Source organism: Hadarchaeum sp. (SeqCode) (assembly GCF_049969415.1).
Taxonomy (GTDB): Archaea; Hadarchaeota; Hadarchaeia; order Hadarchaeales; family Hadarchaeaceae; genus Hadarchaeum.
Genome location: NZ_JBMFOX010000001.1, coordinates 37,359 through 49,863, shown reverse-complemented (window position 1 = coordinate 49,863; position 12,505 = coordinate 37,359). Strand labels below are relative to the sequence as shown.

Genomic DNA, 12,505 nt, shown 5'->3' with positions numbered 1-12,505 from the left:
TTTAACTCCAATGTTTCGGATAATAAAGAAATTGAATGGGACTATGCGGAACTTAAGCCCCCTGTTTTCCGGAGATTCGGAGGACAATCCTCTTTGATGCTCAATTTAAGGGATCCCGAACTTTTGGCACTGCTCGTCGACCATTTGCTGTATCCGCGCCATCTCCTCTTCAGTCAAATGCCTGAACCTGCCCTGCGCCTTCAGATACTCGGCGACCGGCCTTCTTTTTGCGGGCTTGAAGGTGACGTTTATCTTGCCCGCTTCAAACTCGTACAGGATCCAGGCACCCGTGAGCACGGCCAGGCGGGCCACCTCTATCGACTTGCTGCTGTCGATTCTCCATCCCGGGACGCACGGGGCGTGCACGTGCACGTAAGTGGGGCCTTTAATTGACGCCGCTTTTTTCACCTTCTTCTGAAAGTCGAGGGGATAGGCGACCGAGGCCGTGGCCACATAGGGGGCTCCGTGGGCAATCATTATTGCCGGCATGTCCTTCTTCGGCAGATCCTCGCCCCTCTTAACCTTACCCACGGGCGTCGTGGTGGTCCAGGCGCCGAAGGGGGTGGCCCCGCTTCGCTGGATTCCGGTGTTCATGTAGGCCTCGTTGTCATAGCAGAGGTAAAGGATGTCCTCGCCTCTCTCCACGGCACCGGAGAGCGCTTGGATCCCGATATCGGCTGTGCCACCGTCACCGGCGATGGCGACCGATTTGACGTGTGTTTTGCCCAGCACCTTTAGCGCCCGGGAAACCCCGGAGGCAACGGCGGCGGCATTTTCGAAGGCAACGTGTATCCATGGCACCCTCCAGGCGGTTTCCGGATACGGCGTCGTGGTTACTTCCATGCATCCCGTGGCCTGGCTGATGATGACGTTCTTGCCCAGCGCCTTCAGCGCGTGGCGCAGCGATAGGGCGCAGGGGCAGCCGGCGCAGGCGCGGTGGCCCGGGGCCAGCAGTTCCAGATCTGAAATCTCCTTCATCAATCATCACTCACCAAGTTTTCCTGAAGACCCAACCACCTGATCTTTTCCTTGACCTCACCGGTCTCAGCCGCCATTTGTGCCTCTCTGACGGCCTGCTCGATATGGGCCGAGGTGACGTCCCTTCCGGCCAGTCCGCAGATAAAGTTGAGCAGCAGCGGGGCCCGACCTCGGTTGACGAAGGCCGCCGCCGTGTCGATGAAGAGGCCTCCCGCGTGGCCGAGGGAGATGTCCTTCTCTATCACCGCGATGGCCTTGGCCCGCCCTAAGGCTTCGACCATTTCCTCGACCGGGAAGGGGCGAAATGATTTCAGCTTCACCAGCCCCACCTTTTCTCCATGTTTTCTTAGCCGATCCACCACATCCTTGGAGCTGCTGCTAAGCGAGCCCATGGTGAGTATTATCACTTCCGCGTCGTCGCTTTGGTATTTCTCCATAATTCCATAGCCGCGGCCAAAGCGATTTCTGAATTCAGCGTCGATTTCCTCGATTTTGGGCTTTGCCTCCTGAACCGCTTTCTGTAGCAGGTATCTGAATTCCATGTAGTATTCGGGGACGCCGACGGGCCCCATCGTCACCGGCTTCTCGGGGTCGAGCGCGTAGGGGTAGCGGTAGGGAGGCAGAAAGGCGTCGACTTCCTCTTGGCTGGGACAGTCGACGGGTTCCAGCGTGTGGGAGAGGATGTAACCATCGTAGCAGACCATGACGGGGAGCAGGACTTCCTCGGCGATACGAAAGGCCTGGATGGTGGTGTCGAGGATCTCCTGATTGTTCTCACAGTAGAGCTGGATCCAGCCCGAGTCCCGCACCGTCATTGAGTCCTGCTGGTCGCACCAGATGCTGAGCGGGGCGGACACCGAGCGGTTGGCGTTGGTCATGACGATCGGTAGTCTGAGCCCGGAGGCCACGTATAGCATCTCGTTCATGAGAAGGAGTCCTTGTGATGAGGTCGCCGTGAAAGCGCGCACGCCTGTGGCCGCCGCGCCGATGCAGGCACTCATGGCGCTGTGCTCCGACTCGACCTTGATGAACTCCGCATCCAGTTCCCCGTTGGAGATGTATTCCGCTAGTTTTTCAACGACGGTCGTCTGCGGGGTTATAGGGTAAGCCGAGATCACCTTCACCCGGGCCAGCTTGGCGGCAAGAGCGGCCGCCTCATTGCCGTCGATTATCTGTTTCATCGGTTACCGCCCTCCTTCATGGCTATCGCCTTGACGGGACATTCGTTGGCGCAGATGCCGCACCCCTTGCAGTATCTGAGGTCGATTTTGGGCGGCTTGCCTTTAGATATCGCCGCCTCGGGGCAGAAGAGCCAGCAGATTCCGCAGCCGGTGCATTTGGCCGGGTCGACTACGGGAGAGAAGGTCCTCCAGCCTCCGGTTTCGTATTTTTCCGAGTTTCCGGGCTCGGTTATTACGGCTCCGGGCTTGAGCTTCATGAGATCACCGTCTCTTCATAGGCTCGCTTGGCCGCACTAATGTTTTTCTCGGCCAGCTTTCCGAACCTCTTCTCAATCACCTTTGAGATTGATTCCAGTGAGACCACGCCGGTGGCACGTGCCAGTGCTCCGAGCATTGTGGTGTTCGTTATCGGAATTCCCAAGTTTTCGATGGCGATTTTGGTCGCGTCCACAACCGCGATCTTTTTTCCTTCCAGATTTTCGGGAACTTTTTTGGAATTAAGAATCACAATCCCTTCGGGTTTCAGCCCCGCGGCCACATCGACGGCTTCAACCAGAGTCGGGTCGAGCACCACCACATAGTCTGGACTGTAGACCTGTTCGCGGGTGCGGATGGGCTGTTTGTTGATGCGGGTGAAGGCCACCACGGGAGCACCGCGCCTTTCTGCACCGAAAAAGGGAAAGGCCTGGCAGTAGTTGCCCTCGAGGAAGGCGGCCTCTGCCAAAAGGCGCGCCGCGGTAACGGCCCCTTGACCGCCCCTGCCGTGGAATCTTATCTCTATCGTGAAAATCCCCTTTTTCCTTTTAACAAAAGTTAGCGTTCCCTTATAAATTTTGATCGGTGAGTTGAACGGAAAATTGTCCCCTGTTTTAGTTCCCACCGGAAGAGGAAGCTTGGTCTTTTTTTACCTGCAGCAGCCGATTTAGCGATAAATATAGGAGATTCCTGCTTCGCCTGTTGGTTCCTAAGGGGTCGAGTAATTTCAGCCCGGTGGAGGCACCTAGATAAAGGTTGCGGCGTAGCGGTCGATATTGGACTTGGTTTCGCAGGTTAGGGCGAAGATTTTCCGAAATTGATAAATATGGGCCAGCTGTATGATCTGTTGGGGATTTTGGTTGGCCAAGAAGGGAGAAAGATATCAGTGCGAAAAATGCGGGGTCGTTGTTGCGGTTGAAGAGGATTGCGGGTGTGCAGTTTGTGATTTGATTTGCTGCGACGTGCCGATGAAAAAAGTCACCGCGCCGGCTAAAAAGGCGAAGAAGAAGTAGTTTATGACGGCCCCGTGTGGCAGGTTGTTTTTGTTTTTTTATTCACCGAGTCGGAGTGTTTTGACCCATTTGAGGTATCTACTTCCCATAAAAAACAGCTTCCAAATAGATTAAAATGTTGAGAGGGATAGAATAAGATGGTGAAAAAATGAAAAAGGTTTCAAAGGAATTGCTGGACCTGTTAAACGACGCGATTGCTAGGGAACTTCAAGTCTCGATACAGTATATGTGGCAGCACGTCATGTGGGGCGGAGTAAAGGGCTTTGCCGTAAAGGACGAGCTTAAAAAAATAGCCATAGTTGAGATGAAGCACGCGGAAAAGATAGCCGAAAGGCTTTACTACCTTGGAGGCACGCCCACGACCAAGCCTTCGCCTATCGTCGTAGGCAAGACCCTCAAAGAGATGATTGCCCAGGACATAAAGGATGAGGAAAACGCCATCAGCATGTACACCAAGATAATAGAGTTGGCGAGAAAGGAGGGCGACGAAGTAGCCAATCTGATTTTCAGACACATCCTTGAGGACGAAGAAGAGCACCACGACACCTTTACCACACTGATGGAAGAAATATAATGGGCAGCGATTGTTTGGGTCCAGCCCAGAAGCTTCGCTGGGGCAATTTTTTCATGCCCCGGCCCAATGACCATACTTCCGTAGAAACCAAGAGATTCTTTTCGATATTCTAACAGAAATCATGATTGAAAGAGGAGATCCATGAAAATGAACCATGTTGAGGGTAGAAAAAGGGGCGATGTGGTTTTGTACGCGCTGAGCACATGCGTCTGGTGTAGCAAAACTAAGAGGCTTTTGGACAGCCTTGGTGTTGATTATTTTTATGTGGATGTAGACCTTCTAGACGGCGAAAGCAGAAAGGAGGCCTTGCGGGAAATGGATCGTTGGAATCCGAGAAGATCTTTTCCCACAATCGTGATTAACAACAGAGTTGTAGTCGGATTTAAGGAGGAGGAGATAAAAAAGGCGCTGGGACTGTGAGCGGTGAAGTTTTGATAACTCCGGAAAGCGTCGATAATCTTTACAACAGGCTGAAAAAGGAGGCGGAGGCAGCAGGCTACCACCTCAATAACGATGTCGAGTTTGCCAAAAGCCTCGTGAAAGGCTTGCTGGTAAACGAACAAAGATACGGATACTGGTCCTGCCCCTGCAGATTGGCCTCCGGCAAGAAAGAAGAGGACTTGGATATCATCTGCCCCTGTGATTACCGGGACGCAGATCTAAACGATTACGGTGCCTGCTATTGCGGCCTTTATGTCTCCCAAGAAGTGCTGGACGGAAAAAAGACAATTGGCTCGATACCGGAAAGACGCCCGCCGCCTGGGGAGCGGGAAAGGGCAAAGTTGGCATCGGTTTCCACTGGAATCTCCGGAATTTCACTTCCCGTGTGGCGCTGTGTTGTTTGTGGATATTTGTGCGCGCGGGAAGAGCCTCCTGAGGTTTGTCCCATCTGCCGGGCGAAAAAGGACAGGTTTCAGAGGTTCTTGTGAGTTGAGGCGTGATTGGGTACTGGAAGATTGGCGTTGGCGGTGGATTATTTTTCAATCCGGATGGCCTTGGTCGGGCAGCTGCTTTTGCAGGCGAGGCACTTTATGCAGTCGGGTTCTCTTGCCGGATCAGATTTTCTATTTGGGGTGGGATGTTTTGCACCTCAACCGTGTCGAATATGTTGACAGGAGAAAACCTCGGAACAAGTTGCACACCCATTGCATACATCCCAGTCAACTGTCACTGAAGTGCCGTTGATTCCAAGTTCTTTCGGCGAATTGACCGGTCCCAACACATCATGTCCTAAGTGCGCCCCGACTTTTTTCTCTTCGCCGTAAAATCCCGGTCAATTGGCATGCAAGTAGTTTTTTCCCGCCGGGATTTAAGCTTTTCAAAATAATTCAAGTGAATTCCTGAAGTACCTTTTTTATCGATGGTACTGGTCCTTCTTCCACGAGGATTCTTTCGTTCAGCAGCTGTTTTTCGTACGTTTCTCTCTCCTCCCGATAGAAGATCCCTATCGGTATCCTTTCGATCTCGCTCGCCCTTTTCCAGGCGGCGGAGAAGTCTGTCACCTTGTGGCCTTCTTTGTTGAGATCATAAATTTTGGGCAGGTATTTTTCCTTGATTGGGTTAAAGGTCACACATTCCTGAATAACGTCAATGAAGCTAAAGCCACGGTGTCTGACGGCTTCGATTAGTATTGACTTAAGATGCTTTATATCACCCGAAAATCCGCGAGCCACAAAGGTGGCCCCGCACGATAGCATGAGATGCAGCGGATTTAGTGGGGTTTCAAAACTTCCCTTTGGAGCGGACTTTGTCTTGAATCCTTTCTTGGTGGTGGGCGTCACCTGCGATGTCGTCAGGGCAAAAACTTCGTTGTCGTGCACGACCAATGTTATGTCTAGATTTCTCCGCGCCGCGTGGATGACGTGGCTGATTCCTTCGGCGTAGGCGTCACCGTCGCCGGAAAAAGCAATGACTTTCAACTTCTGGTTGGCAACCCTTATCCCCATTGCCGGCGGTATCGTTCTTCCATGCAGGCAGTAAAAGCTGTTGACCTTGATGTAATCGGATATCTTGCCGTGGCACCCCACTCCAGATAGGATTACAATCTCCTCCGGTTTCATTTCTCCGGAATTCACCAGTTCCGCCAGCGCCTGCTTGACGGCGGTTAGGATGCCGAAATTGTTGCAGCCTGGACACCAAGTGTTTTTCGTCGGAGTGTCGAATTCCCTCATTTCCATCCGAACGCCTCCCGTATCTTGTTTGCCAAGAGAACAGGGTCAAATGGCCTTCCATCATTTTTGAGAACGGCGTTTTTAATGCGGAATCCAGTTTTTTCTGCTATCAGTGATCCGAGTTGACCGGTTAGGTTGCCCTCGACCAATAGAACATTATTCGCTGTTCTGAGATGCCGGGAAACCTCCCACTCTGGGAACGGGCTCAGATAAATGATCTGCAGGAACCGTATCGGTCTGTCGATGAGGTTCATCGCTTCCAGGATTGCCCCTTTGGTGGAACCCCATGCCAACACCAGGTTTTCAGCCTTTGAATCACCGTGGATTTTCACCGTCTCCCTTTCCTTAAGATCTCGGATCATCGATGAGAGCTTTCGCAACCTTTTCTCCTGCATTTTTTGTATGCCCTCTGCGGTTTCTTCAGCGTATCCATACTCATCGTGTTCATAGCTGGTGACCTTGACGACAGCACCTTTCTTGCCAGGGAATGTAATTGGTGATATTCCACTATCGGTGAACCGATATCTCCGATACTCTACCTGTTCCGCGGCGAACTCAGCCGGTTCCAACCGAACCCCATTCTCGTCGATCGCGATGCTCATGTAACTCTCCAGGAGGTGCTTGTCTACGATGACAATGGCTGGCGATTGGTACTTCCAAGCTAGGTTCATAACCTCACCAGTTTTCACGAACGCCTCCTCCGGATCTCCCGGGGCCACAACTATGCGTGGAAACTCTCCGTGTCCGGCGTTGAGCAAGAACTTTAGGTCCGCCTGTGCGGTGTAGGTGGGTGCTCCCACGGCCGGGGCAACCCGTTGCCCCACAACGAACACAACAGGGATTTCAGCTTGGCCGGCCATGCTGAATGCTTCCTGCATCAGGGCAAAGCCGCCGCCAGCCGTGCCGACCATCGTTCTCACCCCCGCATAGGCCGCGCCCAGCGCCATGTTGGCTACCCCGATCTCATTTTCCGGATGCACCAAAACGATGCCGAGCTCGTCTTGGGCCGGACCGAGGTAGTTCAGGATGGCGGTTGAAGGGGTCATGGGGTAAGTGATGTAAAGCTTCATCCCTGCCTTGACCGCTCCGAGGGCCAAGCTCTCTGCTCCCGAGATAAATGGAGTTGGATCACGTTTTATTATCTCGATTTTTAGAATTGGCTTGAAATTTTTCCCGGCGAATTCATATCCCATTTTTACAAGCTCAATGTTTTTGGCCGCTTTTTCACCGTAGGCTCGGTTGAGGATGTCTTCGATAATGTTTAACGGAACTCCGCAAAGACCAGCGATGGCGCCGATCATTGCCGAGTTTCTCATGATGGGAACACCGCCCACACCTTTGACCATTGTTGTAAGCGGTATCGGCAACGGTTCGTGGGGTCCTTCGTACTTAGCCGTGTCGCTGTCATAGAGAACGCGGCCACCGCTTGTCAGCTCGTTTTGGTGCTTGGCTATGGTGTCTTGGTTAACGGCGGCGATAAGGTCCACAGAATCCCGGTGATGCCAAATCTGCCTATCCGCCGCCCTTATCTTGCAAAAGTTATGGCCTCCCCGGATGAGCGATCCGTAGTCGTTTATCACAAAGGCGTAAAGGCCCAGTCGGTTGAAGATTCTGCCAATCAGTTCGGCAGCCCTCATCATTCCGTCTCCGGCTTGGCCGCCTATGAGTATGGAGACGTCCTGCATGGTATCATAACGTCATTAAATTGATCATGTTTTCTAAAAGCCTTGTGTTGGGTTTTTCCTTTGACGTGTTTTTAGCGTGCGGTGATTTTTAGGTTCGCCTAAAGATTTAAATTAATTTAGGTTTACCTAATTAATGATTACTATGGTCCCGCACGCGTGCAGGAAGGGATCCAAGCTCTCGGCCTCGGAGGAGGAGTATCTGGAGGCCATCTACAGGGAGCAGTCCAAGGCAAAGCAACGGGTCAAGGTGAGCGAGCTAGCCCAGAAACTTAAGGTAAAGGACCCCAGCGTGGTCGAGATGCTTTCCCGGCTGAGCGATAAGGGGTTGGTTACTCGAGATCGTTCCGGGGCCGCGCTTACCGACCGCGGCATGGACGAGGCTATCAGGGTCGTGCGACGCCACAAGTTGGCGGAGCGTTTGCTTTGTGATGTCTTTGGTCATGAGCTGCCAGGGATCCATGAACACGCCTGCGAGTTCGAGCATGTTTTCGACGATGAGCTGACGGAAAAAATTGACGAACTCCTCAAAAGGCCGGTTACCTGTCCTCACGGGGGGATCATACCTCGATCCAGAGGCAATTCGGAACAGCCAAGCTTGGAACCTCTTTCAGACCTGGGGTGCGGCGAATGGGGAACGGTGGCGACGATTCCGGAGGAGAAGGAGGCGGTGGAACGTCTGCTGGCGTTGAACATCCTCCCCGGTTCTAAGGTGATGGTGACAGAAAAGCTCCCTCGCGGGGCCATCATGCTCCAGTGCGGTAAAATACAGGTCGCGCTCAGCCGCGACATAGCTTCAAAAATTTTGGTGAAGCGGGCAGCGATGAGAAGGGTTCGGCGCCGTGCCGGTCGGGGCTGGCATTAAATCTTTGGTGATTTCGGTGCCGGAAACAAAAAAACCCGAGATAGTGGTGGCGCTTGCGGGAACTCCCAACGTGGGCAAGAGCGCGATCTTTCATCAGATCACCGGGGCTGATGTTATAATTTCCAATTATCCCGGAACAACGGTGGAGCTGATGGAGGGCCGGGTGAAGCGCGGCGAGCACGACATCAGGGTAATCGATCTGCCTGGAGTTTATTCGCTTGGTGCGGTTTCCCAAGATGAGCTGGTTGCCCGGCGTGCTATCTTGGAACAGGAGCCCGACGTGATTATGAACATAGCCGACGCCTCTAACTTGGAGCGTAGTCTTTTCTTGACCCTGCAGCTGATGGAGCTGGGTCGTCCGATGCTGCTGGTTTTGAATATGTATGATGTGGCGCTGGCGAAGGGGCTTCACCCGAGCACGGAAAAGCTCGCGAAGAAGCTCGGTTTGCCGGTGATAACCACCGTGGCCACCCACGGGGAAAACGTGGCCAGGGCCTTTGATGAGGCCATAAAGATTGCCCTCGAGGGAAAAAGACCCAAGCGGGTTTTGCCACTGAGCCGGGACACGGAGAAGGCGATAAGGGAACTCGCGGTCGAGATCGCAAAGTTCCGGGGCAAGGCCCCTTTCAATCTCTCCGCCCGCACTCTGGCCCTAAAGCTCTTAGAGGGCGATGAACACCTCATCCGGGCCGTGGCTGATCTCCCCGGCAGCGAGAGCTTTTTGATGAAGGCGAGAAAGCTGGCGCGGGAAATGGCGGTTGAGTACGGGGAGCCGTCCGCTTACAGGATTGCCCGCGAGCGCCATGGGATCGCGGCCATGATTTCGAAGGAGGTGACTGACATAGTTCCGGTCAAGCCGAAGTGGACCTACCGTCTGGACGACATCACCTCAAACATGCGAACGGGCGTACCGATAATGTTGGCCGTGTTTGCCGCCCTTATCCTCCTATTGATCTACGTGGGTGGATTTTTGGAGGGGTTGGTGGTTGGAGCTTGGGATGCCTATGTTTCTCCCGTTCTCAGCGGCTTTTTTACTTCTCTTGGCAATCTGGGACGGGTCCTTGACATCGGAATTAACCAGGGTATTTCCGGGATCTTGGCGGTCGTGATCCCATACATTCTGGTCTTTTTTCTCATCCTTGCCCTGCTTGAGGATGTGGGCTATCTTCCGCGCATGGCCTTCGTGATGGATTCAGCGATGCACCGGATAGGACTTCACGGCCGTGCAGTCGTCCCGATGCTGGGCGGATTCGGCTGCAACGTGCCCGCGATTATGTCCACCCGGGTGCTGACGACGAGGCGGGAGAGGTTGATCGCCAACTTCCTCATCACCATGGTACCCTGCTCCGCCCGGACTGCCGTCATCTTGGGCACGGTGGGATATTTTTTGGGGGTCCAGTACGCGCTTCTAATCTACGGCATCATCTTGGTCCTGATCTTCATCGTCGGTTTGCTCCTCAACCGCTTTCTGCGCGGTAAGGTTTCCGGGATGATAATGGAGGTGCCGCCGCTGCGCGTCCCCATGCTCAGGCCCCTGTTGAGTAAGACCTGGATGAGGATGAAGCACTTCGTTTACTTTGCCACCCCGATCCTCATCCTCGGCAGCTTGGCAATAGGTGCCCTGGACGTTTCCGGCTTGCTGTCCGTGATAGTAAGCCCGCTTTCCCCGCTTACCTCGGGCTGGCTCGGACTGCCCGCGGTAACCATCATCTCGCTGCTTTACGGTTTTATCAGGAAGGAGGGGGCACTGGTTCTGCTGGTCGCGTTGGCCGGTACCTCAAATCTGCTGGAGTTCATGACGCCGCTGCAGCTTTTTGTCTTCGCCCTCGTCGTCTCAATCTACGTCCCCTGCGCGGCGACCGTGGCGGCCCTCAAGCAGGAGCTGGGATGGAAGGACGCGATACTGATAACAATCGGTACCTTTGTCCTCGCTCTGCTGGTGGGCGGGATCTTCAATCACCTCAACCCTCTGGGAATCTGAGGTAAATGTTATTATGTGCGAATGAACACAAAAGTAATGATACCATGCCGCGAAGATGGTGCTGGCGAAGGCACGGTCCGGGCAGGCCGATGAAGCCGAGATTTCTCAGCTCCATACCGGCCCCGACTATGTTCGTTCCTTGGTCTCCCGGAGAGGGGCCGATTTCCACCTCAGGGCCGATCTATCTCTCCTACGATGAGTACGAGTCCCTCCGCCTGACCTACATCGAGGGCCTGAATCAGGATGAGGTCGCCCAGAGGATGAAGATCTCCCGCGGCACCGTGTGGCGCTGTCTGGAGAGCGCCAGAAAAAAGGTCGTTCAGATGATGGTCGAGCGCAGGCCTCTGATAATCGCCGATAGGCCACCGCAGGAACCGGAGGAGGGAGAACTTGCGCGGGATAGATGGCCTGAAACTTACGGTTCTGATTGAGGACACCAAAAGGAGGCCCGACCTTGTTGCGAAGCATGGGCTATCCTTTTTTATCGAAGTTGAATCGGCCCGAGGCAGCCTCCATTTGCTTTTCGATGCCGGGCCTGAGGCGGAGGCGGTTTTGGATAATGCCAGAAGGCTTGGTGTTGACCTGAAGAAAGTGGATTACATCGCCCTCAGCCATGGACATAGCGATCATACTGGCGGGCTTCTTGGTGTTTTGAAGTTTATCAATAAAAAATTGCCCATAATTCTCCATCCAGAGGCGCTTGAACCAAAATTTGTGTTAAAAAAGAAGAAGCCCAAGAAGATCGGCATGCCGTGCACGGCTGCGGAGCTCGAAAGCGCCGGCGGTATTTTGATCCGAAATAAAAAACCTTACCAATTGGTCCCAGGTGTCTGGGTCAGCGGTGAAATTAAAAGAACCAACCGGCTGGAGCAGGTTAAGGGTTTCAGGACAAAGAGGGAGGGAAGGCTTGTTAAGGACAACCTCCCTGACGATCAGGCACTTTTTGTGAGGGTCAAGGGCGCGGGGTTGTTGGTCATCACCGGCTGTGCTCATGCTGGAATAGTTAACACGATTGAAAGCGCTCAGAGGATGACCGGTTCCAGCTGCTTGCACGCGGTCTTGGGTGGCTTTCATCTGTATAAATCAGACACGGGAAGGATAACTTGGACCGCCGGGAAATTTAAGGAGTTCAGCGTGGAATCGCTGATGCCGTGCCACTGCACGGGCAGCAGGGCCGTCGCGAAGTTTGTTAGCCTGTTTGGGAAAAATTGTCGAAGGATTAGGACAGGCGATTCGGTTACTTTTGGTGGACCAAAGAATATTACAGAACAAATACAGTCGCGGCAAAGACCGTTGACCACATTCCTTTCTTCATAGGGTAGTCTGGGTGATGTTGGTGGTTCTTACTATTTTCCCCGAAATTTTCCAAATCTGCTTTCTCTCATTCCAAATTTTCTCAGGATCGAAAGTTAGGCCTAGGAAGCCAGCGGGCGTTGATGCGGCCAGATCTTCAGCATAGTCGCCCGCTTCATTCGCGGTTTGCCCGCAGGCATCATGTCCGCTGATGTACTCATAGGTGTTCTTGTTCGCAGGTATCGCACAGCCGATACTCGCTGATATCAGGCGCCCCCTTTCGTTGCCGCAACATCTGGCGAAAACTCCAAAGACAATTTGCCCGTATGAGAGCATTTTCAAACTTTTCCGCGGCTAATCATTTTACACCCGGGCGGGATAGTGCTTGAGACTGAGACCAAGTTAAACCTTGCCATCCCGGCCCTTTCCAGTGCATATTCAAATGATTTAGTTTTCCCGATCATGTCCGGCACCGCGGGTTAAAAACAAATATTTTGGCAAAGTTCATCTAA

The 12,505-nt window shown here is 53.4% G+C and carries 14 protein-coding genes and 2 pseudogenes; 8 read left to right on the top strand and 8 right to left on the bottom strand.

Going from position 1 to position 12,505, the window contains the following annotated elements; genetic code table 11:
- Positions 1-105 precede the first annotated feature (105 nt).
- From porB to ACP5PX_RS00315, 4 genes are read right to left on the bottom strand one after another with little or no spacing between them, the layout of a single operon-like run.
- Complete coding sequence (gene porB, locus ACP5PX_RS00330) at positions 106-978, bottom strand: pyruvate synthase subunit PorB (protein WP_428082824.1); 873 nt, start codon at positions 976-978, stop codon at positions 106-108.
- The gene (porA, locus tag ACP5PX_RS00325) at positions 978-2,159 is read right to left on the bottom strand and encodes a pyruvate synthase subunit PorA (protein WP_428082822.1); all 1,182 of its coding nucleotides are present in this window, start codon (positions 2,157-2,159) and stop codon (positions 978-980) included. Before porA ends, porB begins: the two co-directional genes overlap by 1 nt.
- Positions 2,156-2,416 (bottom strand): 4Fe-4S binding protein, encoded by a 261-nt coding sequence (locus ACP5PX_RS00320; RefSeq protein ID WP_428082820.1) that lies wholly within the window; start codon positions 2,414-2,416, stop codon positions 2,156-2,158. The genes porA and ACP5PX_RS00320 overlap by 4 nt, the downstream gene beginning before the upstream one ends.
- A complete protein-coding gene (locus ACP5PX_RS00315) occupies positions 2,413-2,940 on the bottom strand; it encodes a pyruvate ferredoxin oxidoreductase subunit gamma (RefSeq protein ID WP_428082965.1) in 528 nt (175 codons plus the stop codon). Before ACP5PX_RS00315 ends, ACP5PX_RS00320 begins: the two co-directional genes overlap by 4 nt.
- Before the next feature lie 334 nt (positions 2,941-3,274).
- On the opposite strand from ACP5PX_RS00315, the gene ACP5PX_RS00310 reads away from it, so the two are divergent.
- From ACP5PX_RS00310 to ACP5PX_RS00295, 4 genes are all read left to right on the top strand, one after another.
- Entirely contained in the window at positions 3,275-3,427 is a 153-nt protein-coding gene (locus ACP5PX_RS00310) for a hypothetical protein (protein ID WP_428082818.1), read from the top strand.
- A 148-nt stretch (positions 3,428-3,575) separates the two neighbouring features.
- Positions 3,576-4,001, top strand: coding sequence for a ferritin-like domain-containing protein (locus ACP5PX_RS00305; protein WP_428082816.1), 426 nt, complete (start codon positions 3,576-3,578; stop codon positions 3,999-4,001).
- Positions 4,002-4,142: 141 nt separating this feature from the next.
- Positions 4,143-4,421 (top strand): glutaredoxin family protein, encoded by a 279-nt coding sequence (locus tag ACP5PX_RS00300; protein WP_428082814.1) that lies wholly within the window; start codon positions 4,143-4,145, stop codon positions 4,419-4,421.
- Positions 4,418-4,930 (top strand): ferredoxin-thioredoxin reductase catalytic domain-containing protein, encoded by a 513-nt coding sequence (locus tag ACP5PX_RS00295; protein ID WP_428082812.1) that lies wholly within the window; start codon positions 4,418-4,420, stop codon positions 4,928-4,930. The genes ACP5PX_RS00300 and ACP5PX_RS00295 overlap by 4 nt, the downstream gene beginning before the upstream one ends.
- 44 nt (positions 4,931-4,974) lie before the next feature.
- Here the strand turns inward: ACP5PX_RS00295 and ACP5PX_RS00290 are convergent.
- The 3 genes and pseudogenes from ACP5PX_RS00290 to ACP5PX_RS00280 all read right to left on the bottom strand — a co-directional run.
- Positions 4,975-5,040, bottom strand: a pseudogene (locus tag ACP5PX_RS00290) (4Fe-4S binding protein); the annotation flags it as partial.
- A gap of 289 nt (positions 5,041-5,329) precedes the next feature.
- Positions 5,330-6,178, bottom strand: a complete 849-nt coding sequence (locus ACP5PX_RS00285; RefSeq protein WP_428082810.1) for a thiamine pyrophosphate-dependent enzyme — start codon at positions 6,176-6,178, stop codon at positions 5,330-5,332.
- Complete coding sequence (locus ACP5PX_RS00280) at positions 6,169-7,857, bottom strand: 2-oxoacid:acceptor oxidoreductase subunit alpha (RefSeq protein WP_428082808.1); 1,689 nt, start codon at positions 7,855-7,857, stop codon at positions 6,169-6,171. The genes ACP5PX_RS00285 and ACP5PX_RS00280 overlap by 10 nt, the downstream gene beginning before the upstream one ends.
- A gap of 142 nt (positions 7,858-7,999) precedes the next feature.
- On the opposite strand from ACP5PX_RS00280, the gene ACP5PX_RS00275 reads away from it, so the two are divergent.
- The 4 genes from ACP5PX_RS00275 to ACP5PX_RS00260 are packed head-to-tail and all read left to right on the top strand — an operon-like array spanning position 8,000 to position 12,017.
- Positions 8,000-8,719 (top strand): DtxR family transcriptional regulator, encoded by a 720-nt coding sequence (locus ACP5PX_RS00275; RefSeq protein WP_428082806.1) that lies wholly within the window; start codon positions 8,000-8,002, stop codon positions 8,717-8,719.
- A 16-nt stretch (positions 8,720-8,735) separates the two neighbouring features.
- Positions 8,736-10,700: a ferrous iron transport protein B gene (gene feoB / locus ACP5PX_RS00270; protein WP_428082804.1), complete on the top strand. Its 1,965-nt coding sequence runs from the start codon at positions 8,736-8,738 to the stop codon at positions 10,698-10,700.
- Positions 10,701-10,744: 44 nt separating this feature from the next.
- Entirely contained in the window at positions 10,745-11,131 is a 387-nt protein-coding gene (locus ACP5PX_RS00265) for a DUF134 domain-containing protein (protein ID WP_428082803.1), read from the top strand.
- A complete protein-coding gene (locus ACP5PX_RS00260; RefSeq protein ID WP_428082801.1) occupies positions 11,091-12,017 on the top strand; it encodes an MBL fold metallo-hydrolase in 927 nt (308 codons plus the stop codon). The genes ACP5PX_RS00265 and ACP5PX_RS00260 overlap by 41 nt, the downstream gene beginning before the upstream one ends.
- Here the strand turns inward: ACP5PX_RS00260 and ACP5PX_RS00255 are convergent.
- A pseudogene (locus tag ACP5PX_RS00255) lies at positions 12,012-12,409 on the bottom strand (pyruvoyl-dependent arginine decarboxylase). The gene ACP5PX_RS00260 and the pseudogene ACP5PX_RS00255 sit on opposite strands and share 6 nt — an antisense overlap.
- Between the last annotated feature and the right edge of the window lie 96 nt (positions 12,410-12,505).